This is a genomic window from Stenotrophomonas sp. NPDC077659 (assembly GCF_050268705.1).
Taxonomy (GTDB): Bacteria; Pseudomonadota; Gammaproteobacteria; order Xanthomonadales; family Xanthomonadaceae; genus Stenotrophomonas.
Map to the genome: position 1 here is coordinate 1 of NZ_JBNNHG010000015.1, position 24,752 is coordinate 24,752.

19 protein-coding genes are annotated in these 24,752 nt (G+C 67.1%); all 19 read right to left on the minus strand.

Annotated elements, in window-relative coordinates:
• Positions 1–1,872: flagellar biosynthesis protein FlhA (gene flhA / locus ACQKDV_RS03970; protein ID WP_427782490.1), on the minus strand; the 1,872-nt coding region annotated here is incomplete at its 3' end.
• Positions 1,869–2,999: a flagellar biosynthesis protein FlhB gene (gene flhB, locus ACQKDV_RS03975; protein ID WP_427782491.1), complete on the minus strand. Its 1,131-nt coding sequence runs from the start codon at positions 2,997–2,999 to the stop codon at positions 1,869–1,871. The genes flhA and flhB, both read right to left, overlap by 4 nt.
• A 154-nt stretch (positions 3,000–3,153) precedes the next feature.
• Positions 3,154–4,503, minus strand: a complete 1,350-nt coding sequence (locus tag ACQKDV_RS03980; protein WP_427782492.1) for a hypothetical protein — start codon at positions 4,501–4,503, stop codon at positions 3,154–3,156.
• Positions 4,500–10,829, minus strand: a complete 6,330-nt coding sequence (locus ACQKDV_RS03985; RefSeq protein WP_427782493.1) for an AAA domain-containing protein — start codon at positions 10,827–10,829, stop codon at positions 4,500–4,502. The genes ACQKDV_RS03980 and ACQKDV_RS03985 overlap by 4 nt, the downstream gene beginning before the upstream one ends.
• Before the next feature lie 4 nt (positions 10,830–10,833).
• Complete coding sequence (locus ACQKDV_RS03990; RefSeq protein ID WP_427782494.1) at positions 10,834–11,487, minus strand: 4Fe-4S single cluster domain-containing protein; 654 nt, start codon at positions 11,485–11,487, stop codon at positions 10,834–10,836.
• A 2-nt stretch (positions 11,488–11,489) separates the two neighbouring features.
• Positions 11,490–13,322, minus strand: coding sequence for an AAA family ATPase (locus tag ACQKDV_RS03995; RefSeq protein WP_427782495.1), 1,833 nt, complete (start codon positions 13,320–13,322; stop codon positions 11,490–11,492).
• Positions 13,323–13,429: 107 nt separating this feature from the next.
• On the minus strand, positions 13,430–15,559 hold the full coding sequence (locus tag ACQKDV_RS04000) for a putative bifunctional diguanylate cyclase/phosphodiesterase (RefSeq protein ID WP_427782496.1): 2,130 nt from the start codon (positions 15,557–15,559) through the stop codon (positions 13,430–13,432).
• Between the two features lie 216 nt (positions 15,560–15,775).
• Entirely contained in the window at positions 15,776–16,567 is a 792-nt protein-coding gene (gene fliR, locus ACQKDV_RS04005) for a flagellar biosynthetic protein FliR (protein WP_427782497.1), read from the minus strand.
• Between the two features lie 13 nt (positions 16,568–16,580).
• Positions 16,581–16,850, minus strand: a complete 270-nt coding sequence (locus ACQKDV_RS04010) for a flagellar biosynthetic protein FliQ (protein WP_005413254.1) — start codon at positions 16,848–16,850, stop codon at positions 16,581–16,583.
• Between the two features lie 80 nt (positions 16,851–16,930).
• Positions 16,931–17,707 carry a flagellar type III secretion system pore protein FliP gene (gene fliP / locus ACQKDV_RS04015; RefSeq protein ID WP_427782498.1) on the minus strand — a complete coding sequence of 259 codons (777 nt, stop codon included), beginning with the start codon at positions 17,705–17,707 and terminating at the stop codon, positions 16,931–16,933.
• A gap of 1 nt (position 17,708) precedes the next feature.
• Entirely contained in the window at positions 17,709–18,116 is a 408-nt protein-coding gene (gene fliO, locus ACQKDV_RS04020; protein ID WP_427782499.1) for a flagellar biosynthetic protein FliO, read from the minus strand.
• The gene (fliN, locus tag ACQKDV_RS04025) at positions 18,113–18,448 is read right to left on the minus strand and encodes a flagellar motor switch protein FliN (protein WP_427782500.1); all 336 of its coding nucleotides are present in this window, start codon (positions 18,446–18,448) and stop codon (positions 18,113–18,115) included. The genes fliO and fliN overlap by 4 nt, the downstream gene beginning before the upstream one ends.
• Entirely contained in the window at positions 18,445–19,449 is a 1,005-nt protein-coding gene (fliM, locus tag ACQKDV_RS04030; RefSeq protein ID WP_427782501.1) for a flagellar motor switch protein FliM, read from the minus strand. Before fliM ends, fliN begins: the two co-directional genes overlap by 4 nt.
• Positions 19,450–19,461: 12 nt before the next feature.
• Positions 19,462–19,977, minus strand: coding sequence for a flagellar basal body-associated FliL family protein (locus tag ACQKDV_RS04035; protein ID WP_427782502.1), 516 nt, complete (start codon positions 19,975–19,977; stop codon positions 19,462–19,464).
• Positions 19,978–20,100: 123 nt separating this feature from the next.
• Positions 20,101–21,261, minus strand: a complete 1,161-nt coding sequence (locus ACQKDV_RS04040; protein ID WP_427782503.1) for a flagellar hook-length control protein FliK — start codon at positions 21,259–21,261, stop codon at positions 20,101–20,103.
• On the minus strand, positions 21,261–21,740 hold the full coding sequence (gene fliJ, locus ACQKDV_RS04045; protein WP_427782504.1) for a flagellar export protein FliJ: 480 nt from the start codon (positions 21,738–21,740) through the stop codon (positions 21,261–21,263). The genes ACQKDV_RS04040 and fliJ overlap by 1 nt, the downstream gene beginning before the upstream one ends.
• Positions 21,741–21,752: 12 nt before the next feature.
• Positions 21,753–23,129, minus strand: a complete 1,377-nt coding sequence (locus tag ACQKDV_RS04050) for a FliI/YscN family ATPase (protein ID WP_427782505.1) — start codon at positions 23,127–23,129, stop codon at positions 21,753–21,755.
• Entirely contained in the window at positions 23,126–23,767 is a 642-nt protein-coding gene (locus ACQKDV_RS04055; RefSeq protein WP_427782506.1) for a FliH/SctL family protein, read from the minus strand. The genes ACQKDV_RS04050 and ACQKDV_RS04055 overlap by 4 nt, the downstream gene beginning before the upstream one ends.
• Complete coding sequence (gene fliG / locus ACQKDV_RS04060) at positions 23,764–24,750, minus strand: flagellar motor switch protein FliG (RefSeq protein ID WP_079225218.1); 987 nt, start codon at positions 24,748–24,750, stop codon at positions 23,764–23,766. Before fliG ends, ACQKDV_RS04055 begins: the two co-directional genes overlap by 4 nt.
• Positions 24,751–24,752 lie beyond the last annotated feature (2 nt).

Genomic DNA, 24,752 nt, shown 5'->3' on the forward strand with positions numbered 1-24,752 from the left:
CCAGGCCGGGGCGGCCGGCTGCGTCGTGCACCAGGCGCACCACCAGTTCCACTGCTCCGCCGACATTCCGGCGATCTCCTGCACGATGAAGCGGCCCAGCGCGGTACGCACGGCAGCGGTCAGCGTCGCCGGGTCCTGGCTGATGGGGGCGTGCTCGACCAGTGCTTCGGCGATCTTGCGCAGTTGGCGGATCGGGATGCGCTCGACCAGCAGGTTCTGCAGCACGCGCACCACCGCCGACAGCGGCAGCGCCTTGGGCGTCAGGTCTTCGACGAGCTTGGGCGCGCTCTTGCCGAGGTTGGCCAGCAGATGCTGCACCTCCTCATGGCCCAGCAGTTCCGGCGCGTGTTCGCGGATCAGGTGGGAGAGATGGGTGGCGACCACGGTGGCCGGGTCGACCACGGTGTAGCCCATGGTCTCGGCCTGTGCACGCTGGTGCGGCTGGATCCAGGTGGCGTCCAGGCCGAACGCGGGATCCTTGCCGGCGATGCCTTCCAGCGGGCCCAGCGCACTGCCCGGGTCCAGGGCCAGCTCGCGGTCGGGATGGATGTCGGCGGTGGCCACCGGCACCCCATGCACCAGCACCCGGTAGCCGTTGGCCGGCAGTTCAAGGTTGTCGCGGATGTGCACCGAGGGAATCAGGAAGCCCACGTCCTGGGTCAGCTTGCGGCGAACGCCCTTGATGCGCGCCATCAGCTCGCCGCCCTGGCTGCTGTCCACCAGCGGGATCAGCCGGTAGCCTACTTCCAGGCCGAGCGGATCGACCGGGCGTAGTTCGTCCCAGCTCAGTTCCGCGGTGGGGGCCGGTGCGGCCGGGCGGCCCAGTGCGTTCACCGGCCCGTTCTCGCCGGCCTTGGCGGCTTCGTCGGCGGCCGGCGCCTGGGACTTGCGGTACAGCTTCCAGGCGATGAAGCCGAGGATCGCGGCCAGCGTCAGGAAAGCGACGTTCGGCATGCCCGGCACCAGGCCGACCAGGCCGATGATGCCGGCGGTGATGGCCAGGGCGCGGTACTGGCCGAACACCTGGCCGGTCATGGCCTGGGCCATGTCCTGCGAGCGCGAGGCGCGGGTGACCAGCATGGCCACGGCACTGGAGATCAGCAGGGCCGGCAGCTGCGCCACCAGGCCGTCACCGATGGACAGCAGGGTATAGGTCGCGGCCGCATCGCCGAACGGCATGCCATGCTGCAGCACGCCCACGGCCAGGCCGCCGAGCATGTTGATGAACAGGATCAGGATGCCGGCGATGGCATCACCGCGGATGAACTTGCTGGCACCGTCCATCGCACCGTAGAAGTCGGCTTCCTCGCGGACCTCCTCACGGCGGGCCTTGGCTTCCTCACGCGTCAGCAAACCGGCGTTCAGATCGGCGTCGATGGCCATCTGCTTGCCGGGCATGGCATCGAGGATGAAGCGGGCGGTCACTTCCGAGACGCGGCCGGCGCCCTTGGTGATGACCACGAAGTTGATGATGGTGAGGATGGCGAAGACCACGATGCCGACGGCGTAGTTGCCGCCGATGACGAACTCGCCGAACGCGGCGATGACCTTGCCGGCCGCGTCGTGGCCGTTCTGGCCGTTGAGCAGGATCACCCGGGTCGAGGCCACGTTCAGCGCCAGCCGCAACATGGTGGTGACCAGCAGCACGATCGGGAAGATGGTGAAATCCAGCGGGCGCTTCACGTAGACCACCGCCAGCAGCACCATCAGCGAGATGGCGATGTTGAACGTGAACAGCGCATCGAGCACCGGCGCGGCCAGTGGCACCACGACCATGGCCAGCAGGGCCAGGACGATCAGCGGCGCGCCAAGGCCCTGGCGGATCATTTCCAGGGCGCGACGGGTGTTGAAGCCGGATGCCTGGGCGCTCATGTGCGGTCTCCCTTGCCGAATTCATCCACGTCCACGTTCGGGGCGGGCGGCATCGGGCCGGTCCGCCAGTTGCGCAGCTGGTAGACGTAGGACAGCACCTGGGCGACGGCGGAATACAGTCTCACGGGAATTTCCTTTCCGAGTTGTCCTTCCCGATACAAGGCGCGTGCCAAAGGCGGGGCGGAGACGATCGCGACCTTGTTGCCGTCGGCCACCTCGCGGATGCGCAGGGCGGTTTCGTCCACGCCCAGGGCGACCACCGTGGGGGCGCCCATGCTGCTGCCCTCGTACTTCAGGGCCACGGCGTAGTGGGTGGGGTTGACCACCACCACGTCGGCGGTGGGCACCGCTTCCATCATCCGGCGGTTGGCCAGCTGCTGCTGCATATGCCGGATACGGCCCTTTACTTCAGGGCTGCCTTCGCTTTCCTTCATTTCCCGGCGCAGCTCTTCACGGGTCATCTTCAGCTTGCGCATCCAGTTCCAGCGCTGGTACGGGGCGTCGATGGCAGCCAGCACCAGCATCGCCCCGGCCGCGGCCAGCAGCAGCTTGAGGGTAAAGCCCAGGCCGTGGCCGATGGCCGATTCCAGCGGCTGGCTGAGCAGGCCGCGCAGGCTGTCGAAGCTGTTGGCGAACACCAGCGCCGCCGCCGCGCCGACAAAGCCCATGCGCAGCATCGACTTGGTGAGTTCAGCCAGGGCCTCCGGGCCCCACATGCGTTTCAGCCCGGACATGGGGCTGAGCCGCTTTGGATCGGGGACCAGCGACTTGTTCGACCAGCGCAGCCCGCCCATCACCACCGGGGCCAGGAAACTGGCCAGGACGCAGACCAGCAGCAGCGGCCAGCACGCCAGCAGCAGGCGCAGGAACAGCATGCCGAAGTGGCCGAACAACAGCTGCGGGTTCTGCCACAGGGCGGGATCGGGACTGAGTGCGGCGCGCATCCAGGCCCGGCCGTTGGCGCCCAGCGAGGCGCTGCTGGCCATGATGGCGATCACCCCCGCGCCGAACACCGCCACGGTGGCCAGTTCGCGCGAGCGGGGGATGTTGACCTGCTCGCGGGCTTCACGCAGTCGCTTTTCGGTTGGCTGTTCGGTCTTTTCGCCTGCGTCTTCGTTCTCGGACATCACGGGCACTGCGGCTGGGGTTGCCGGGGTGCGTGCAAGAAGTGTTCCGTGACGGCGGGGCGGATGCAGGTGCTTGGTAGCGCCGCGCCGGGCCCGGCGGGGGCGCTGGCGGGGAAGGGGGTGCCAACCAAGGTTGGCACCTACCAAGGCAGATTCAGGTGTCCCGGGAGCGCTCGGTGGCAGCGGAGACTGACCGGGCGGGCTCGGCAAGGCCCTCCACTTCCTTCAGCGGCACTTCCCCCACGCCGAGCGCGCGTTCGATCTGCAGGTCGCTGCCTTGCGCGCTCAGCTGTGCCTGCAGGCGTGAGAAGTCACCGCACCAGAGTGTCTCCACGTCGCGGTCGCGGCTGCGGTCACGCTGGGCGTCCATCGCCACCGCACGCACCTGCAGCCGACCGTTTCCGGCATTTCCGCCGAGTTCCACGCCATAGCCGGGGCTGGCGGGTCGACGCAGCACCACGCGCCCATGGTCGGACCAGGCCGTGGCCATGCCTTCGCGCACTTCGTAGCCCAGCTCGGCAAGCCCGGCCAACAGGGCGGCGCGACGCGAAGCGGCCGCCCGAACCTGATGGTGATCATCGATGGCGCGCTGGCAAGCATCGGCCAGGGCACGCAGGCGAGCAGCCGGTACGTCCGTATCGGCGGCGGCGACCTCGCGCAGCAGCTCGCCCTGGGTGACCGCATCAAGCGTACTGAGGATATGGGCCAGGTCCTGCAGGTGCGTCAGGTGCTCGCGCTGCTGGCGGAAGGCCGTGGCGGCGCTGGCAAGATCCAGCACCAGGCTGTCCAGGAGGAGGTTGCGCCGCTGCGCGTCGGTTTCTGCCTCGGCCGCACGCAGCGCTTCCTGGAATGCCGTGGCGAAGCCTTCTCCCTGCAGCAGCTGCAGTTCGGCGATGTGCCGATCAATACGCAGCAGCCGCGGGTCACGTTTGATGGGCGCCGCGTGCCAGGCAGTGGACAGTCCGGAGGCATCCTCACGCAGGGCGTTGGCAATATCGCGCTGTGCCTGGCTGAGTGCCTCGCCCTGTTCGCGCGGGGAAAGCGACAGCGTGGCCCGTGCCAGCAGCGTTTCGGCATCGGGTTCGGCACCGCCTTCAGCCAGCCGGGTCAGAGCCTGGGATAGTTCTACATCCACGGTTACGCCACCGTCATGCAACGCCTTGAGGACCGTAGCGGCATTCTGTTGCTGGCGCCGGACGCGCTGTCGCTGGGCGATGCGCTGTTCTATAGCGTGTTCCTCACGCTCAGCGAGGTCAGCGCGCAGCCAGGCCATCTCGGCCTTCACCTGGGAAGCGTAAAACGCATTGTCACTTTCGGCGGCTGCCGCGCGCAGGATATTACGGCGTGCCAGTACGGCAGTGAGCTGGGCCTGTTCCAGGCTCTGCAACTGCTGAGCACGTTGCTGCCAACGCTGCACCTCGCGTTCCAGCAGGCTCAGCATATGCTCGCGGAGGGCGCGGAGTTCGGCTTCGGACCGGATACGGACAACTTTCGGGCCGCTCATGCGGAGGCCTCCGGGACAGGAGCCTGCTTCCTGTCAGAGCCTGGCGCGGCGCGCTCCAATGCCTGCTCCACCGCCTGGCGCAGGCGTGCGCGTTCGCCATCACCGTCGTGGTACCAGCCCTGCGACGACACGCGATGCAGCCGTGGAATGGCGCGCCCCAGTACGGTCGGGCGCCAGATCTCGCGGGCGCGCGCCCGCTGCAGCAGGCCATGGCTCGGCGCATCGCATTCGATGCCGATGGCGTACAGGCCTGTGCGCGGGTCTTCGATGGCAAAATCCAGGCCGAAGGCATCACCTTCGCTGGCCGGATTGGCAACCCAGCCCAGTGAGCGCAGGTACTCCCCGACGATGGCGACGAAGCCGTCCTGTGCGCTACGTGCCGTGCTGCGCACCGTGCTGCGGTCGGTCTGCAGGCGGTTCAGCAGGCTCGTGCTGGCCTCGAACTCGCCCGCACACAGGGCACGTGCATATTCCAGGTAGCCTTGCAGATAGTCACGCGGGGTAGTGGGGGCGCGCTGGGTATTGAACATGTCCGACACATCGTTGATCGGCATCGAGGTGATCATCACCACCTTCTGCCGAGCGCGGGTGACGGCTACGTTCAGCCTCCGCTCGCCACCTGTCTGGCCGAGCACACCGAAGTTGCGCCGGAACGTGCCCTGGCCGTTGCGGCCGAAGGTGGTGGAGAAAACGATCACGTCGCGCTCGTCGCCCTGCACGTTTTCCACGTTCTTGATGAACACCGACATGTCTTCACCCTCCACGATGCGCTCACGTTCCTGCTGCAGGGCCACGCGGAACGACTCGTCCTCGCTGGCCCGCAGTTCCAGCTGGTCCTCGATCAGCTCGGCCTGCTTGCGGTTGAAGGTCACCACGCCCACCGAGGGGCGCTGTGCACGGGGTGCCTGCCAGAGAGCCTCGAGGTAGGCCACCACGCGTTCGGCCTCCAGCGCGTTGCTCTGGTTCTGGTACAGGCCATCCACCTGGATCAGCTGCAGCGGCTTGACCTGCTGGATGCGTGCCTGCGGGTGACGGACGGGTACGTTGAGACGGTTGCCATAGAAGGACGCGTTCGAGAAGCCGATGAGCTCGCGGTACGCCGAGCGGTAGTGAATCTGCAGGGTGGTGCTGGGCAGCACGGTGCGCGCCAACTGCAGCAGATCCGGGCAATCCTTGATCTCACGCCGGTTCCAATCGTCCTCGAATGCCTCGCGCTGCGCCTCGTCGGTTTCTGCGTCCGGTTCTTCGCCATCGAACACTTCGGCTTCATCACTTTCCACGCGGCTGGAAAAGAACGCAGTGGGCGGCATCTGCTTTTCGTCACCGCTGACGACCGTGACCTTGCCACGGAACAGGGTGGGGAGGGCGTACTCCACCGGCATCTGCGAAGCCTCGTCGTAGATCACGGTATCGAACAGGCCGGCCTGCAGTGGCAGCACCCGACTGGCCACATCCGGGTTCATCAGCCAGACCGGGCGTAGGTGCATGAGGCCCAGTGCGCTGCCCAGCTCGATGAACTCGCGCAGGCGCCGCGAGCGGCGTCCGGTCAGCCGGGTAACGTCTTCCCATTGCTTGCGGTTGCCCAGTGCGGCCATGTCCAGCTGGCTGCCAAGCAGGTCGCGGTTCAGGCGGCGCATCTGCCTGTCAGCCTCGGCCAGGGCGCTGATTTTCGCCTGTGCTTCGTCCTGGCTGAACTGCAGTTCGGGAAGCTCGTGCTCGAGACGATGTTTCCAGCCAAGCCGAGCTTCGCGGTTCAACAGCCGCCGTATGGCGCTTTCCAACTGGTCGGGCGGCACTGCATCCAACTGTGCCTCACGCTGGCGCAGCTGCCCCAGCAGCTGGAGAGCGGCGTCATCCAGCTGGCCTGCGCGGCCACGGAACCGCTGATAGGCCGGCAGGCTTGGCAGCGCGCCCTGCAGACGGTCCAGTGCAAGCTGGTTGTCCAGGTTGTGCAGGACGTTCCGCCGCAGTTGCTGGGCCAGCCGGTCGTCGAGCCAGTCCTGGAGTGAAGCAAGGTGGCGCAGGCTCGCCTTACGCGCGGCGTGCCTCAGCAGGGAGGCATCCAGGTCATCCAGCAGCATCTTCAGCTGGGCCTTGTCGCCGGTCAACATGGCGGTATCGGTCTGCTGGGCGCGTGGGGATTGGGCAAGTGCACGCGCCAGAGCCTGCACTTCCAGCAGCCCAGCAAGATCCTGTTGCAGCTGAGGCAGCAGGTCGGCACCGCCGTCTTCAGCAACGGCGGGCAGCCCCAGTGCCAAGCGGCCGCTGTTGTACTGGCTGCGCAATGGCGCCAACTGCAGCTCCAGGCGCACTGCGCCCAGCAGGGCCGGCAAGGCCCCATCGCGGGTGAGGCCGCCATGCTCGCGCAGCAGGCGATCAAGCCGTCCGCGCTGAACGATGTGGCGTGGATTCAGACGGGACCACCAGGTGGTTCGAGCGATCACGGTCGTGCAGTCCTGCTCATGCCGGCGCAATGTGGCTTCATCCAGCCTGGCCAGCGCGCTGGAGAGACCGGGTACCCCACTGCCGTGAGCGACCTGGCCAAGCTGCTGCTCGACCCGCCGCAGCTGGACGACAAGGCTGTCGCCCTTTACTGGATCGCCGCCGCTCGGGCTGCGGAAGAGTGGCAGCCAGCGGGCGAGACGCTGGCGCTGCTCGTCACGCAGGGCCAGCAGCGTGGTCACATGCTCGCTGATCCAGGCCCGATAGGGCGCCGCGTCATCGATCTCGAAGCTGGCAGGATGCTCGGCCAGTGCCTGCTGGCGTTGCCGTTCGGCCTGCACGAAGGCATGCAGGCTTTCGGCGAAGGCGTCCAGCGTGGCGCTGTCCGCGGCAAACGGCCGAAGATCCGCCAGAGGACTACCTTCGTAGCGCGCCGGCAGCCACCAGCGCACCAGCGGTGCACATTGCTCTTCAAGCGCCGTGAGCTGGGCCACGTCCAGTGTGCCCAGGCGTTGCCGCAGCGCGGGAAACTCCAGGGGCGGCAGGCCCGTCTCCAGTTCGATCAGCTCGCCCAGCAACTGCCGATAGCTGAGGTGGCTGAGAGGATCGATGCGATGCAGGCTGTGCTGGAAGCGGTCAAGTTCACCCTCAAGCGATTCGATGCGGGCGGCGGTGCGCTCGCGCGCTGCGCGCCCGTCCGGGTCACCACTACCCTCGGCGAACAAGCGATCCAGCTGCTCGCGTATCGCGCGGATGACGGGCTCGCGATCCTGGTTGACGTCGTTGACCATGACGATGCGCTGGCCCAGCCCTTCGGCAACCAGACGCTTGTGCACCACTTCAAGGGCAGCGTGCTTCTGGCACACGATGAGCAGGCTGCGACCGCGGCCGATGGCGTCGGCCACCATGTTGACGATGGTCTGGCTCTTGCCGGTGCCGGGTGGCCCCTCGATCAACAGGCCTGGGCCTTGCCGGGCCTGCAGCACCGCCGCTTCCTGTGAAGGATCGCTGGCGACAGTGAAGTAGCGATCCAATTCAGCTGGCGCGGCGGTCGCGGCCGCATTGTCCGCTGGCGGTGCCAGGCGCAGGGCGGTCTCCAGGCCGGTGCCATTGGGGGGGAGCACCTTCAATTGGCGAAGGTCCTCGCCAATCGCCTGGCCCATGAAGGTGACATGAAACAGGACAGCGGCACACTCCAGTTCGTCGCCAAGCGGATCCACCGCTACATCCGGGCCTGGCAGGGCAGTCAGGGTGCGCGAGCGGACACGGGCCAGCATGCCGAAGGCATCCATCACGTCGGACGCGCGCAGCGACGATCGACCCAGCAGTTCATCGGCCGATGTCTGCCAGCGGCGGAACATCTCAGGACCGAGGATGCTTTGCAGTGCTGGATTGATCCGTACTTCCTCGCGCTCGCCATCGAAGGCAAGGTTGGCCTGGTAGCGGTGGGCCAGTTCCATGTCCAGCTTTACCGGCCACAACAGCAGCGGAATGATGCGGGCTCGCGCGTTGCTGCGCGGATCGCGGCTGAGCAGGAAGGGAAATCCAAGGTACAGGCCATCGATGCCGGTATCGCGCTTGTAGAGGGTGCTTTGGCGCAGCAACGAGCGCAGCCGCTGCTCAACCGACGGGGTGCGCTGGAGAGCTTCCGGATCGACAGTGACGGCGCGTGCGTTGCGCTGCATCAGGTGGTCGAGCAGCGCGGCGGCGGGGCGTCGCACACAGTTCAGTTCGTGGATATCCACCCGCGCGGTGGTCTTGCCGATGCTCATCCGGACCAGCGGCCCGCGCATGACAGCGGTGACCACCTTCTTCTCGAAGAAGTCCAGGATCTGGGCCACGTACTGCTGCCGTTGCGGCTGCTGCCAGCGGCTGCCCGGAACGGCCAGCACCACGAGCGCGCGCGCCAGTGGCATGCGCCGTTCCAGGCGGAACTGTTCGGCCCAGCTGTCGATGACCGGCATGCCGGATCGGGCGAAACCGAGGATACGCTCGTCCATCGCGCGGTACAGTTCTGTTCGTGGGTGTTGCAGCAGCAGTGTGGCCGCATCGGCATCCCATTCGGCAAGACCTGCCTTGGCTGCCAGTGCAGTGGCGTCGGCGACGATGGCGTCTACCGAGCGGAACTGACCGATGGCGGCACTGAGCAGGACCATCAGGTCTTCTTCGGTGACAAGTCTGCGTTCGGCCAGGGCCGCCAGGCCGGGGTGCTCCGTATCGGGCAGCAACCGCTGACGCTCCTGCCACTGGCTGGCCAGGCGGGCTCGCGAGGTGGACAGCAGGTAGACCCGCAGCACTTCTTCGATGAGGTCGATCTGTTGGTGCAGCGCACGCTGCCGCACGTTCTGCGCACGCAGCTTCAATCTCGACAGCCACGCATCGGTCTGCAGTTGTTCGAGCAGGTCCGGTACCGATCCGCTGATCAGGCGGTAGCCTTCCAGTGGGTGATCAAGCAGCCAACCAGGCGTGACGATGCTGCCGCGGTGGATGAGTGGCATTTCCGGATTGAGGATCTTCAATGCCAGCATCAGCTTGAAGTCTTCTTCCACGCCTTCGTGCTGTACTACCTGGCGCAGCGCGGACACGGTAGAAGGAGCAAGCCCAGCCTGGTCCGCCCAGGTGACGATGACGCCGCGCAACAGGCTGTCACGTGCTTCGTCCCAGTGCTCGGCCTGTGCAGCCTCCAGGGCGAAGAACGCAGGACGATGGAAGCGACGCTCATCCAGGCGAAGGCTTGCCCCGTCGCCCTCATCGCGCTCCTGCGCAGGCGAGGGCGGGGCCGCCACCGTAATGCCGGCCAGCCAATCCGACACCTCCGGCCACTGCCAGCGCTGGTGGCGGTCACGCACCAGCAGGCCGCGCAGCAGCAGATTCAGGTCCGGATCGATATCGGGCGGAATGGGTACGCCATTGGCCAGCACGTGGATCAGGTAAGCGTTGGTATGGGTGCCCTCGAAGCAGCGGCCTTGGGTCAGCTGCTCCAGCAGGATCATGCCCAGGCTCCACCAGTCCGACGCGGCGGCCACGCCGCCGGCGATCGCTTCGGGAGCCATGTAGCGGCTGGTTTCCAGCGGCGAAACGATGTCCAGGTCGAACTCGGACAGACGGGCTGAGCCGAACCCACTGATGACCATGTCCAGAGGGTCGCGCGACCGGACCAGCAGGCTGGCCGGACGCAGGTCACGGTGGCGCAGGCCGGCTTCGTTGAAAGCGTGCAGGGCCTGTCCCAGCTCTCGCACCACATGACGTACCGCCTCACGATCGGCGATGACGCTGCCGAGGTCTGCCAGGCTGCCGCCGGCAAGCATTTCCACGACCTCATAGGCACGTTCATCCCAGCGCCCGGTCGCGATGATGTCCGGCACATGCTCACGTGGCAGCCGTCGGATGACATCGTAGACCGCAGGGTCGGGCTCAGCGCCGGCGCGGTACAGGGTGAGCACCGCCGCCTGTCCCGTCTGCGCATGCTCGGCGTGGTAACGCTCGCGGATGCCATCGGTGCTGCTGATCTGGCGCAACAGCCGCCACTGGTCGATGACCGTTTCGGCACGGCCTGCGTCGCCATCGTGCGGTGCTTCAGGGACGGGCCCGACGGCAGGCGGCATCGCCGGCGCGTCAACGGTTGCGGGCTCGGCGCCGCACTGCAGGCACATCAGGTCACCGGCTTCCAGTGGATGGCCGTTGCTGCAGAGGACATCGACGCGCACGTCGTGCGACGCCTCGGAGACCTGATCCTGGGTCCGCACGATCTGGGGGCGCCAACCATCGGCATGGATGGGCTCGCCAGCCAGGTCCCAACCGCAGGGATGCGCGCCGACCTCGCCTTCGCAGAACAGTTCATGCAGACCGCGTTCGGTATGGCAGTTCGGGCAGAATCGGATCATGCAGTTACTCCACGCCGTCGCCGCTGGGGGCGTGCGCGCTGGTCTGTAGGTGATGACCTTGCGCGCGCAGCATTCCGCGCAGGCGCAGCAGATCGTTGTGTCGGGGGATTCCGGCCATCCACAGGCTGCCATCCTCGTCAAACATGATGTCCAGCGCGTTGTCTGAGGGCGCATGCAGGCGATCAAGCCCTGCAAGCCGGTCGCGGCCAAGGTCGGTAAGCAGGCTCAGCCGCTGGTTGTCGCTTCCGCGCAGTGCCCGGGTCTGCCCGGCAGCGGCCAGGAAGGGATCGCTCATCAGTCCGTCGATCAGACCCGCCGCGTGGCGCAACGGCGTCTGCAGCGTCTCCAGCGAATGACCGCTGTACACGAGGATGTCGCCAGGGCCACGCGAACGCAGGCCTCCCAACAGGGCCCGCAGTGCATCGAACTGGTCGAACGGCTCGCCGCCGGAGATCGTCACCCCGTCGGCCTGCTGCCACCAAGGGGCAAGCTGTTCAAGCAGAGCCTCTACCTCGATGCGGCGATGGCCCGGTCCCCATGTATCGGCGGAGATGCAGCCGGGGCAGCGGATGCTGCAGCCCTGGAACCAGATGCCGAGCCGTTGGCCCGGCCCCAGCGTGGTGACGGGAAAGTGCACCCGCGACAGACTGACCTGCATGCTCAGGACCGTTCTACGGCCAGTCCGCCGGGCTGTACGGCGGTGATGATGAAGTGCTCGCCGGGTTGCGCGTCCTGGTCGAACAGGACGCGTGCCAGCGGGTTGAGCAGGCGCGCCTCAAGCTGGTTGCGGATGCCACGGCCGCCGTTGGAAAGCTCCTGCAGGCACTGCGCCTGCAGCGTATCGCGGGCATCAGCCGCCAGGGTCACGGTCAATTGCTGGGCTTGCAGATCCTGCAGGGTGGCGTCAACCATCTGCTCGAAGATCTGCACAGCGACCTCATCGCGAATGAAGTCGAACACGATGATGTTCTCACCGATCCGGTTCAGGATCTCCGGCCGGTTCAACACCAGCTTGAAGTGGCGGTCTATTTCGGCGTGGACTTTTTCCTGAACCTGCTCGAATGCTTCGCCGGGCAGCACGTTGGGGACCCGTTCGCCGTGTTCGCCCTGGCGGTAGATGCCCAGATTGGAGGTGAAGACGATCAGCGCCTCGGAGAAGTACACACGCTCGCCGCGCCCGGAGGTAAGCACGCCGTCGTCGAGGATCTGCAGGAATTTGTCGAGGATGCGCGGGTGCGCCTTTTCGATCTCGTCAAAGAGCACGACGCTGAAGGGCTTTTCACGGATCGCATTGGTCAGCTCGCCGCCGACGTCATAGCCAACATAGCCGGGAGGTGCACCAGTCAAGCGCTGGTCGGCATGCTCGGCACTGAATTCGGACATGTCAAAGCGGACGTAAGCCCCTTCATCTCCGAACAGCAGACTGGTAATGGTTTTTGCCAATTCGGTCTTGCCGACACCGGTCGGGCCTGCGAGAAAGGCTACGCCGCGCGGCCGGTTGCCCTTGCGGCGAACTCCGACGCCAGTCATCGCGCGCTTGACGATGTCCAGCATGTGGGTCACCGCATGGTCCTGGCCCTTCACCCGTTGCTGCACATAGCTCTGCGCCTCGCGGATACGGGAACGGTCGATGCGAAGCCAGGGGTCTTCGGTGACGCCGATCTTGTAGCGACGCACTGCATCGCTGATCTGCTCCACGCCAACGCCTTCTACACGGGCCAGCTGCGCGATCGCTGTCAGGTCCAGCAGCAGCAGGCCTTCGGTCTCGGTGACAAATGAATCGACGGATTTCGCAAGCACATCCGGCTGCGCTGTTGCTGCGCCAGGCAGGCCTTTCAGCAAGGCAGGCGCCAACGCGCGTCGGATCCGCTGGTCGGGCTTGCTGACCGTAACCGGGTGCAGCCGTGGGTTCCCGACCACCAGCCAGTCGGGAAGGTCGCCTTCCTTTTCAACCACCCACAGCACGCTGTTGAAGAACGGCCTGCGTGCCGCGGTGGCGGGGCGGCTGCGCGCCTGGTGGGCAAGCACCAGGGCGTAGGTAAACAACTGATGCTCGGCTGCACTCAGGTTGTCACTGCGAATACTGAGGCGCGAGGCGAAGTCTAAGATCAGTGCGATCGGTTCGCCGCTGCGATTGATCAGACGTTGCAGGGTGGCCGAGAGCAGGTCGACACCCGCTGCTGCGGCACCATTGGCAGGGGTCAGGCCCAGCTCCCGCAGCAGTGCATCATTTTCGCCCGGCTCGGACCCGGGCCGGCCCAACACCCGGAAGCCGGCGAGTGGATCCCAGCTGAGGACCTGGCTGAAGCCCTCGTCAAGCAGGGTCGTGCAGAGGTGCTGGTTGAAGCCCTGAGCGGTCACCAAGCCCGGCTGCAGCTCGCCAGCCTGAAGGTCGCGCACGTTCCCGGAGAGCACGAACTGGCTCTTGAGGGGCAGGAAACGGACGACGTCCCGCACCCATCGCGGCTTCTCGAACTGGTTCTTCCCTGACATCTTCCTTCCCGGCTCGCCCTTGTACCAGTGAAGCGTATTGCGCACTTCCCGCAATTGCCAGCAGGAAAAGGCCGGACCCTGCCCTCAGCATTCATTCCGGCCCGGTGCTACGTCGGATTCGGCGGCGGCGGGCTCTGCGCCAGCTCAACCCGCGGCCGCGGCAGATCGTGCAGCTGCATGAAGCGGGCGGCGTCGACCGGGCGGCCGAGCAGGAAGCCCTGCAGGTAGTCGCAGCCCAGCCGTTCCAGGTAGGCGCGCTGGGCTGCGGTCTCCACGCCCTCGGCCACGATGTCCATGTCCAGGGCGTGGCCCAGGGCGACGATGGCCGACACGATCACTACGTCTTCGGAGCTGTGTTCCAGATCGCGGACGAAGGCGTGGTCGATCTTGATCTCGGTAGCTGGCAGCCGTTTCAGATACAGCAGGCTGGAATAGCCGGTGCCGAAATCGTCAATGGAGATACCCACGCCCAGCGCCGACAGCGCCTGCAGCAGGCGCAGGCTGGTGTCGGTATCGCGCATCACCGTGTTTTCGGTAATTTCCAGCACCAGCTGGCGCGGAGTAATGCGGTGGCGCTTGAGCACCTCGGTCACGTCCCGCAGCAGGTGAGGCGATCCGAACTGCACAGGCGACAGGTTGACCGACATCGACCAGCCCTCATGCCCGGCATCGTGCCAGCGGCGCAGCTGCGCACACGCCTGGTCCAGCGCCCAGCGGCCGATTTCGTTGATGACACCGCTGCGCTCGGCCAGGCGGATGAAGCGGTCCGGCGGGATCAACCCATGCTCGGGATGGCGCCAGCGGATCAGCGCCTCGGCGCCGATCACCTTCTGCGTGGTCACCTGGATCTTCGGCTGGAAGTGCAGGAACAGCTGGTCGCTGCTGATGGCCCGGCGCAGGTCGGCCAGCAGACGGAACTGCTGCTCGGCGCTGTCGTTCATCCACTCGGCGAACATCACGAAGGCATTCCGGCCCGATTCCTTGGCCTGGTACATGGCCGCATCGGCGAAGGCCATCAGTTGCCGTTCGCTGGCCGCGTGGTCCGGGCAGATCGCCACGCCGATGCTGGCGGTGACCTGCAGCGCGTCGTCCGGCAGCAGTGGCCCGCTCCCCACCGCCTGCAGGATGCGCCGGGCCAGTGTCGGCAAGTCCTCATCGTGGTCGATACGGACCACCAGCACGAACTCGTCACCGCCCAGCCGGGCCAGCATGTCGTGCGGCCGCAGCAGTTGCCGGATGCGCTCGGCCACGGCCACCAGCAGCGCATCGCCCGCCTGGTGTCCATAGGCATCGTTGACCTGCTTGAAGCCATCCAGGTCCATGAACATCACCGCGAAGCGGCTGCCGCCCTGTTCGGCGTCGGCCAGTGCCTGCAGGATGTGCCGCTGCAGCAGCAGGCGGTTGGGCAAGCGGGTGAGCGGATCGTGCAGCGCGGCCTGGGTCAGTTCCTGCTGGGCATCGGTCAGCGAAGTGCTCAGCATCGCGTTGCGCAGGCGCAGCAGCTGCGCCTCCAGCCGCTGGTCCATCCAGGACACCACCAGCACCACCGCCAGGATCGCCACGGTCAGCACCACCACCAGCATCGCCAGCCAGGTGTTCTGCGGGCCATCGCCCACGGCCGCGCCGCACACGCTGCCCTCGGGGAAGCGCGCGGCGGCCATGCCGGTGTAGTGCATGCCGACGATGGCCACGCCCAGCAGGCCGGCGCCGGCCAGACGGTCAACGCTGCGGGTGTGCTGCGCGCGCAGACGGAAGGCCACATACAACGCCACCCAGGAAGCGGCCACCGCGACCGCCAATGACAGGGCCAGCCATACCGGGTCGTAGTCGATGCCCGGGCGCATGCGCAGGGCGGCCATGCCCACGTAATGCATGCCGGCAATGCCGATGCCCATCAGTACCGCGCCGCCGGCCAACCGTGGATGCGGCAGGGTACGCAGGGAGACCAGCCACAGCGCGAACACCGACGCGGCGATGGCCATGGCCAGCGACAACAGGGTAATGGGCAGATCGTAGCCGAGCGGGACGGGCAGATTGAAGGCCAGCATGCCGATGAAATGCATCGACCAGATACCCAGGCCCATCGCGAAGCCGCCGCCCCATCGCCACCACCAGGTGGCCCCCTTGCCGGGCGCGGTGACCGTACGGCTGGCCATGGCCAGTGCGGTGTAGGAAGCCATCACGGCAACCAGCAGCGAAAGCGCCACCAGCCAAGGGTCATACGTGCCTACCAGCATTCGTCATTCTCCCGGACCTGCCTGTCGACGGAAAAACTTCGTTGGGGCATGGGTGAGGCAGGCGGCCCGGACTGCGACTGCCAGGCGCGGCATCCCCTGGTCACCGCGTATTCACTCTAGCGCGAACCGGTGGGGGAGGGGTAGAGCCGAGCCTGTGCTCGGCTTTCTGGTTCGGCCAGAAGCAGCCGAGCATGGGCTCGGCTTTACAGATGCGCGTCACCGGGTGACGGCGCGTGCGGCCTCGAAAGCGGAATCGAACAGGCGTTGCACCGGCGGCCCCATTTCGCCCACCAGCAGGGCAAGCAGGAACAAGCCCAGCAGCAGCGAGACCGGCAGGCCCAGCTGGATCGGGTTCAGCGCAGGCGCGGCACGGGCCAGCACGCCGAACGCCAGGTTCACTGCCAGCATCGCCACCGTCAATGGGATGGCCAGGGTGAGTGCGCCGCGCAGCACGGTCAGCAGCAGGGTGGGGGCGATGCTGAAGAACGCATTCGGATCGGGCAGTGGCGCACCGATGGGCAGGGCGCGGTAACTGTCCACCACCAGCGAGATCAACGCCAGATGGCCGTTGGCCGTAAAGAACAACAAGCCAAAGAGCAGGTAGAACCACTGGCCGATGACGCCGGAGGTGCCACCTCGCAGCGGGTCGCTCATCTGTGCGAAGGCCAGGCCGGTGCCCTGGGCCACCATCTCGCCGGCCATGGCACCGGCTTCGAAGATCAGCCGCAGCATGAAGCCGATGGACACGCCGATGGCCAGTTCACGGGCGATGGTCAGCACGGTGGCGGCATCAAAGCCGGTCCATGCCGGTACCGGCGGCAGCAGCGGGGCCAGGGCGATGGACAGGGTGCCGGCCAGGACCACGCGGATCCGCTGCGGCACCGCGCGGGTGCCTACCATGGGCATGGCCATGGCCACCGCGCCGATGCGCAGCATGGTCCACAGCACCGTGCCGATCATGCCGAAGGCCTGCAGGCCGTCGGCAGCCATCTGGGTGGCGGCATCCATCAGCGCGCGTGTCCTAGCCGATCAAGTGGGGAATGCGCTGGAACAGCAGCGTGGTGAATTCGACCAGGTGGCCGATCAGCAGGCTGCCCAGCGCGAACAGGACGGCAGTCAGTGCGGCGGCCTTGGCCACGAAGGCAATGGTCGGCTCGTTCAACTGGGTCGCGGCCTGGACCACGCCCACCACCACGCCCACCACCAGCACGGTCAGCAGCAGCGGACCGGCCACCCACAATACGGTGATCAGGCCGCCACGCAGTTCGGTCAGGGCAAGTTCGGGAGACATCTCTCTTCCATCGGTAGCGCCGGGCCATGCCCGGCGGCGCTTGTGTAGGTAGAGTCGAGCGTTGCTCGACTGCTCTGCAATTACGCAGGATTGAAGCTGGCCGCCAACGTACCCACCGTCAGCACCCAGCCATCGACCAGCACGAACAGCAGGATCTTGAACGGGGCCGAGACCAGCATCGGCGACAGCATCATCATGCCCATCGACATCAGCACGCTGGCCACCACCAGATCGATGATCACGAACGGGATGAAGATCAGGAAGCCGATCTCGAACGCGGTCTTCAGTTCACTGGTAACAAACGAAGCGACCAGCACCGGGAACGGGATCGCATCGGGGCTGGCGTAGGTGCCGTGCCCGGCGATGCCGGCGAAGGTCATCAGGTCGGTCTCGCGGATCTGCGCCAGCATGAAGCCGCGCAGCGGCTGCGTGGTCAGGGTCCAGGCGGTCTGGAAATCGATGTCGCCGTTGAGATAGGGCGCCATGCCGGTGCTCCACGCCTTGTCCCAGGTCGGCATCATGATCATCGCGGTGAGGAACAGCGCCAGGCCCAGCAGCACCTGGTTGGAGGGCGTCTGCCCGGTGCCCAGCGCCTGCCGCAGCAGGCCCAGCACGATGATGATGCGGGTGAAGGAGGTCAGCACCAGCAGCATTGACGGGATGAGGGTGATCGCCGTCATCAGCAGCAGGGTCTGCAGCGGCAGGCTCACCGGCGCGCCGCCGATCTTTCCCACGTTCACATCAGGCAGCGAGGGCGCTGCACCCGGCGCGGCGAGGGCCAGCGCGGGCAGCAGGCACAGGGCAATCAGCAGCAGCCACGACAGGGCAGTGGCAGGACGGGTAGGGGCGACACGCATCTCAGGGATCCTTGCGCAGCCGCTGGTGCAGCAGCTGGGCGAAATTCGGCAGGTTCTTCAGGTCCGGCACGCGCACGGGCGCCGGCGGCGGCAACGGTTCGGACAGGGTGTGCAGGGCATTGATGCTGGCCGCGGTCACGCCCAGCAGCAGCTGCTGGCCATTGACCTCCACCACCACCACGCGTTCCTTGGCGCCCACGCTCAGGCTGGCCACCAGCTTCATGCCCTCGGGCGGGCGGAAGCCGCTGCCCGGCATGCGCTTGAGCAGCCAGCCCAGGCCCACCACCAGTGCCAGCACCGCCAGCAGCGCCAGCACCGCGCCGAACAGGCTGGGTGCGGCGGCGGCATGCTGGCCGATCTGCGGGGTGGCCTTGGCAGTGGCCTGGGCCGTGGCGAGCAGCAGGTTCAACGCAGTCTCCGGATCCGCTCGCTCGGGCTGACCACGTCGGTCAGGCGCACGCCGAAGCGATCGTTGATGACCACCACTTCGCCGTGGGCGATCAGGGTGCCGTTGACGAACACATCCAGCGATTCGCCGGCGCCGCGTTCCAGTTCCACCACCGAACCCTGGTTGAGCTGCAGCAGGTTGCGGATCGGCAGGCGGGCGCGGCCGACTTCCAGCGACAGGGTCACCGGCACATCGAGGATCACGTCCAGGTTCAGGTCCGGGCTGTGTGATTCATCGGCCTGCAGCGTGCCGAACTGGGCCGGGGTCGGTTCGAGGGCGTCGGTATCGTTCATTGCGGGTCTTCCTGGATGACGGGTACGCGCGGGCGGGTGCCCGGCGGATGGGTAGCGGTGATCTTCACGGCGTTCATGCCGTTGGCGATGCCGAACTCGCCGGTGAACACGGGAATGTTTTCCACGCACAGCGGCACCTGCGGGTTCAGTTCGATCGGCAGGATGTCGCCGACCTTCAGCTGGGTCAGGTCGCGCAGGGTCATGCGCTTGCTGGCCAGCACGCTGGACAGGGTCACTTCGGCGATGTTGAGCTGGTCGCGCAGCATCACGCCCCAGCTGGCGTCGCGGTCATTGCGGTCGCTCTGGATGCCGGCATCGAGCAGTTCGCGGATCGGTTCGAGCATCGAGTAGGGCAGGGTGACGTGGATGTCACCGCCACCGCCGTCGAGTTCGACGTGCAGGCGGCACACCACCACGTACTCGCGCGGCGTCACGATGTTGGCGAAGTGCGGGTTGATCTCTGAATTGATGTATTCGAAATCCACTTCCATCACCGGTGCCCAGGCCTCGCGCAGGTCGGCGAAGGTCTGCTTCAGCAGCAACTGGATCACGCGCATTTCGGTGGCGGTGAACTCGCGGCCCTCGATGCGGGTGGGGTAGCGCCCGTCACCGCCGAAGAAGTTGTCGACGATGGCGAACACCAGGGTCGGCTCGAACACGATCAGGCCCGTGCCCCGCAGCGGCTTGAAGCGGATCAGGTTCAGGTTGGTCGGCACATACAGCGAATGCATGTAATCGTTGAACTTGATCAGTTCGATGCCGCGTACCGACAGTTCGGCCGAGCGCCGGATCAGGTTGAACAGACCGATCCGCCACAGGCGTGCGAAGCGCTCGTGGACCATCTCCAGGGTCGGCATGCGGCCGCGGATGATCCGGTCCTGGCTGGCGAAATCGTATGAACGGGCCTCGCCACTGGGCGTCTCCGGTTCGGTTTCGACCGCGCCACTGTCCACGCCATGGAGCAGGGCATCGATCTCATCCTGGGACAGCAGGTCATTCATCGTGGGCCGCCCTTACTGGGTCACGAAGCTGGTGAACAACAGATCATCGGCACCCTTGTTGCCGGTCTCGGCCTTGAGCACCTTCTGCACTTCGGCCAGCGCGTTGGCCTGCAGCTTCTGCTTGCCGGCGATGTCGGCGATCTGGTCGGCGGTGACCTGCGAGAACAGCATCAGCAGGCGCGCGCGGATGGCCGGGGCGTGGGTCTTGATCGCTTCCAGCGCGGCCGGGTCACGGGTCATCAGCTGCACTTCCACCTGCAGGTAGCGCGGGCCGTCCATCGAGCCGTTGAGGTTGACCACGAAGGCCGGGTCGAGGGCGAAGTACTGGGCCGGGGCCGGCACGGCGCCCTTCTTCGGCGCTTCGGTGGTCTTCTCTTCGTGCTTGGACTGGGTGAAGAACCAGACGGCACCACCGGCGGCACCGGCGGCCAGCACGGCCACCAGGGCGGTGATCAACAGCGGACTGCGCGACTTCGCGGTCTTGTCCTTGTCGGCGGTTTTCTTGGTTTTGTCAGCGGCTGCGGCCACGAGGTGAAGCTCCTGAGGGTTGCTTCACCGGGATATGCAAGGGGCGTGCCGCTGGGCGGGGAGGCGGCGGCGACGGAATTCCGTCGGTGCGGGAAACCGCCGGGCATGGCCCGGCGCTACCGCTTACGCGTAGGCGTCCAGCAGCCCGCGCTGGCGCATCAACTGTGCGGCCGACACCGTGGTGTCGCCCCGCGACGGTTCTCCGTCACCGCCGGCCAGGTCGCCCGTGCCGCCCGGCTGCGCCGACGTACCGCCGTCACCACTTCCGGAATGGCCGACGTCGGCATGGGCCAGCTGGAAGCCCTGCTCGCCCAGCAGTTCGCGCAGGCGCGGCAGACTGCTTTCCAGCGCCTGGCGCACCTCCACGTGCGGGCTGCTGAAGCTGGCATGCACCTTGTCGCCGTTCATCTGCAGGCGCACATCCACCGGGCCCAGGTCTTCGGGGTTGAGACGGATGTGCGCGTGGCCGATCTTCTGGTCGGCCAACCAGCCCAGGCGCGCGCCGACAGCCTGGTCGAAGCCGTCGTCACCCAGGGTCGGGGTCGGCGTCGGTTCGCCATTGAAGGCCGCAGTGCTGCCCAGCGCTGCCTTCAGGTCCTGCAGGGCTGCAGGCAGCGGGGCCTGCAGCGGGGCTGGCGGCGTTCGATCGCCGATCAGCAGGCTGTCGGCGTCGTCAGCACCATCCAGCGCCTGCTGGCCCAAGATCATGTCCGGCAGTTGCTGGGTCGTGATCTGGCCGTCGCTGCCCGCCGTTGCAGCAGTCACTGCGGAGGATGCGGGTGCGCCGGCCGCCAAGGGTGCGGCAGCCGGCAGCGTCGGGGCGGCCGCGGGCAGGCCGGCGTCGACGCCATTGGCGCTGGCCGCGGGCGTAGAGCCGACCCCGTCGGTGGGCACCGGTACCGCCAGCACCAGGCCGGCCAGACCGAGCGGCGGCCACGGCGCATCGTCGCCCTCGCTCGCCGTGTCGTTGTCGTCCGCAGCGGGTGACGTGGAGGGCGAGGAGGCCGTCGCCGCTTCAGTCGGCGCAGCGTCGCTGTCGGTGGCGGCGCTGGACGGTTTGTCTGCGCTGCCGTCCGGGTTGGCGGGCGCGCCATGGGACGACGCGCCCGCCTTGCCTGGCTGGGCCTTGCTGGCCGGTGGTGCCTTCGCGGCGGTTTCGGGCGAGCCCTGCAGCATCTGCCGGAAGTCCTTGCCACCGCCGGTGCCGCGCGCGCCGCTGGAGGCGGTGCTGCCGGTGCTGCCGGTGCTGCCGGTGCCGGTACTGCTGGAAAGCGCGGAGGGCATCACGTGCGGCCTCCCGGTTCGCCACCATCCTGCTCGCCGGCCTGCACGCCGGCCTGGGCAAGGCGTGCACGACGGGCGCCGATGTCATCCATTTCGCGCTGGTCGCGGCGGTCGGTCACCACCTTTTCCTGGGCGCGGTAGCTGGCGGCCAGTTGTTCCAGCACGGCCTTGTCGCGGCTGGCCAGGATCAGGCGCGCTCGCTCGGCTTCCACCTTATCGCGGTTGCCCTGCACCGTGGCCTGCTGCTGCTCCACGGCGCTGTCGAGGCGGTCGAGGAAGGCACGCCGGTTCAGCAGCTGCGCGGGACTGGTCGCGGCCATCTGCGCGTTGGCGTACTCCTCGGCGTAGCGGCGCAGCTCGTCCAGGCGCGACAGGTGGGTGTCGAGCACGCGCTGGCGCTCGGCCAGGTCGCGGGCGACGGCGTCTTCGTGTTCCTGGGCCCGCTTCAGCAGGGGATCGATGCGCTTGGACTGTGTCATGGTGTGGCTCTCTTAATCCACCAGGCGCTGCAGCGCGGCCTGGCTGTGCGGAAGATCGGCGGCCTTGGCGACGTCCTGGCCGAGGAACTCCATGATTTCCGGCCAACGTTCCAGGGCTTCGTCGGTGGCGGCGTCGTTGCCGCGCTGGTAGGCACCGATCGCAATCAGGTCGCGGTTGGACGAGTACGCCGAAACCAGGCGCTTCAACTTGCGGATGCGCAGGCGCCACGGTTCGTCGGCGATTTCCGTGACCACGCGGCTGACCGACGATTCGACGTCGATGGCCGGGTACAGGCCGCTGTCGGCCACCCGGCGCGAGAGCAGGATGTGACCGTCGAGGATGGCGCGCGCCGCGTCGGCAATCGGATCCTGCGGGTCATCGCCTTCGGTCAGCACGGTGTAGAAGGCGGTGATCGAGCCGCGCCCCTTGGCGCCGTTGCCGGCCCGTTCCACCAGTGCCGGCAGCTTGGCGAACACCGACGGCGGGTAGCCGCGGGTGGTCGGCGGCTCGCCCACCGACAGGCCGATCTCGCGCTGGGCCTGGGCGAAGCGGGTCAACGAATCCATCAGCAGCAGCACGTTCAGGCCCTGGTCGCGGAACCACTCGGCAATCGCCGTGGCCCGGTAGGCGCCGTGCAGGCGCGCCAGCGGCGGCCGGTCGGCCGGGCTGGCCACCACCACCGCGCGGCGCAGGCCTTCCTCGCCCAGCGTGGTTTCGACGAAATCACGCACTTCGCGGCCACGTTCACCGATCAGACCGACCACGATGACATCGGCGGCGGTGTAGCGGGTCATCATGCCCAACAGTGTCGATTTACCGACACCGGAGCCAGCGAACAGGCCCACGCGCTGGCCGCGGCCGATCGGCAGCAGGGCATTGATCGCGCGCACGCCCACATCCAGCGGCTGGGTGATGGGCTCGCGCGCAAGCGGGTTGATCGAGACGCCGGCCATGCCGACATGGCCTTCGGCGCGGATCGGGCCTTTGCCATCCAATGGCACGCCATCACTGTCGATGACGCGGCCAAGCAGGCCTTCGCCCACCTCCACCCCGCCACGGCGTGCCGAAGGCACCACGCGTGCGTTGGGCAGCAGGCCATGCAGCTCGGCACTGGGCATCAGGTAGGTGCGTTCACCGGCAAAGCCCACTACTTCGGCATCGACCCAGCCGCCATCGACCACTTCCACTTTGCAGCTGGCGCCCAGCGGGGCCTCGCAGCCCACCGCTTCCAGGGTCAGGCCGACCGCGCGGCGCAGCACGCCTTCGCGGATCAGGCCGCGGCCATGCGCGGTACCCACGCGCAGGTCCTCCAGGCGCCGGGCCAGGCGCAGGTTGCGGGCCGTGGCCCAGTCGGCGGCCGGCGGCGGCAGGTTGGGTCCAGCGGTCATGGAGTGGCTCCTGTCTGGCGGATCACCGCGTCCAGCGCGCCCCGCAGGCGTGCTTCCAGGGTGCCGTCGATGCGCACGGCTTCGGCGTGCACGCGCAGGTCGCCGCGGCTGAGGCTGGCGTCGGGCACCAGGCGCTGGGTGGGTGCCAGGGTCATCAAGGGGGCGAGGGCGGCGATATCGTCCGGATGCAGGCGCACTTCCACTTCACGTGTGCTGCCACCCACCGCGTCCACGGCCTCACCCACCAGCTGTGCCAGCAGTGCCGGATCGGCTTCGTAGGCGCGGCCGACCAGTGCGCCGGCGATGCGTACGGCCAGTTCACCCAGCGCGCCCACTACTTCATTTTCCAGCCGCACCAGCGGTCGGCTGAAGTTGTCCAGGATGCCTTCCATCTGCGCGATCAGACGGCGCACCTCGGCCTGGCCTTGGCCGTACCCATCGGCGTGACCCTGCTGGAAACCTTCCTTCTCCGCGCTGTCCTGGATCGCCTGGATTTCCTCCAGGGTCGGCAGCTGCAGTACCGGTTCCGGCTCATGCTCTGGGTCCGGCTCGGTGAGCGCGAAGACATCCTCATGCGCCAGCTCCGATTGCGGCTGGGCCAAGAGGTCCGGGGCGAGCCAGCGTACGACGTTGCTCACAGCATGGCCTCCGCGCTGCCACCGATGGTGACGGTGCCCTCATCGGCCATGCGCTTGACGATGGCCAGGATCTCGCGCTGTGCGCCTTCCACGTCGGACAGGCGCACCGGACCACGGGCTTCCATGTCTTCCAGCAGGATCTCGGCTGCACGCTGGGACATGTTGCGGGTGATCTTGTCGCGCACCTTGATGTCGGCGCCACGCAGCGCCAGGCCCAGGCGTTCGCCGCTGACTTCGCGCAGCACCAGCTGCATTTCGCGGTCGTCCAGATCCACCAGGTCGTCGAAGACGAACATCAGGTCCTGGATGCGGCCGCTGAGCGGCGCATCGATGCGCGCGATCTCGCCCAGGATCGCCTGGTCCTGGCCGCTTTCCATGAAATTGAGGATGTTGGCCGCACACTGCACGCCGCCGATGTTGGACGACTTCAGGTTCTGGTTGCCGGCGAACTGGCGTTCCATGATTTCGTTGAGCTCGTTCAGTGCATTCGGCGGGATGCCGTCCAGGGTGGCGATGCGCAGCAGCACGTCCACGCGGGTGCGGTCGGGCAGCAGCTTCAGCGCGTCGGCAGCCTGGTCGGTTTCCAGATGGGCCATCACGATGGCGATGATCTGCGGGTGCTCGTTGCGCACCAGGTCGGCCACCGCACGCGGGTCCATCCACTTCAGCGCATCCAGGCCGGTGGTGTTGCGGCCCAGCAGGATGCGGTCGATCAGGCCACTGGCCTTCTCGCTGCCCAGCGCCTGGATGAGCATGTTGCGGATGTAATCGTCCGAACCCACGCCGAGCGAGGTCTTCGAGCCCAGTTCCTGGTTGAACTGGTCCATCACCCGGCCGACCTGGTCGCGGGTGATATCGGTCATGGTGGCCATGGCGATGCCGATCTTCTGCACCTCCTTGGGTTCCATGTGGCGCAGCACTTCGGCCGCGTCCAGTTCACCCAGGGACAGCAGCAGCACAGCAGCGCGCTGCACGCCCGTCAGTT

What these genes read in the sequence shown, in the direction of transcription:
- flhB (WP_427782491.1), bottom strand. Translation starts at nt 2,999, where the DNA reads ATGTCCGAGAACGAAGACGCAGGCGAAAAGACCGAACAGCCAACCGAA.
- ACQKDV_RS03980 (WP_427782492.1), bottom strand. Translation starts at nt 4,503, where the DNA reads ATGAGCGGCCCGAAAGTTGTCCGTATCCGGTCCGAAGCCGAACTCCGC.
- ACQKDV_RS03985 (WP_427782493.1), bottom strand. Translation starts at nt 10,829, where the DNA reads ATGATCCGATTCTGCCCGAACTGCCATACCGAACGCGGTCTGCATGAA.
- ACQKDV_RS03990 (WP_427782494.1), bottom strand. Translation starts at nt 11,487, where the DNA reads ATGCAGGTCAGTCTGTCGCGGGTGCACTTTCCCGTCACCACGCTGGGG.
- ACQKDV_RS03995 (WP_427782495.1), bottom strand. Translation starts at nt 13,322, where the DNA reads ATGTCAGGGAAGAACCAGTTCGAGAAGCCGCGATGGGTGCGGGACGTC.
- ACQKDV_RS04000 (WP_427782496.1), bottom strand. Translation starts at nt 15,559, where the DNA reads ATGCTGGTAGGCACGTATGACCCTTGGCTGGTGGCGCTTTCGCTGCTG.
- fliR (WP_427782497.1), bottom strand. Translation starts at nt 16,567, where the DNA reads ATGGATGCCGCCACCCAGATGGCTGCCGACGGCCTGCAGGCCTTCGGC.
- ACQKDV_RS04010 (WP_005413254.1), bottom strand. Translation starts at nt 16,850, where the DNA reads ATGTCTCCCGAACTTGCCCTGACCGAACTGCGTGGCGGCCTGATCACC.
- fliP (WP_427782498.1), bottom strand. Translation starts at nt 17,707, where the DNA reads ATGCGTGTCGCCCCTACCCGTCCTGCCACTGCCCTGTCGTGGCTGCTG.
- fliN (WP_427782500.1), bottom strand. Translation starts at nt 18,448, where the DNA reads ATGAACGATACCGACGCCCTCGAACCGACCCCGGCCCAGTTCGGCACG.
- fliM (WP_427782501.1), bottom strand. Translation starts at nt 19,449, where the DNA reads ATGAATGACCTGCTGTCCCAGGATGAGATCGATGCCCTGCTCCATGGC.
- ACQKDV_RS04040 (WP_427782503.1), bottom strand. Translation starts at nt 21,261, where the DNA reads ATGCCCTCCGCGCTTTCCAGCAGTACCGGCACCGGCAGCACCGGCAGC.
- fliJ (WP_427782504.1), bottom strand. Translation starts at nt 21,740, where the DNA reads ATGACACAGTCCAAGCGCATCGATCCCCTGCTGAAGCGGGCCCAGGAA.
- ACQKDV_RS04050 (WP_427782505.1), bottom strand. Translation starts at nt 23,129, where the DNA reads ATGACCGCTGGACCCAACCTGCCGCCGCCGGCCGCCGACTGGGCCACG.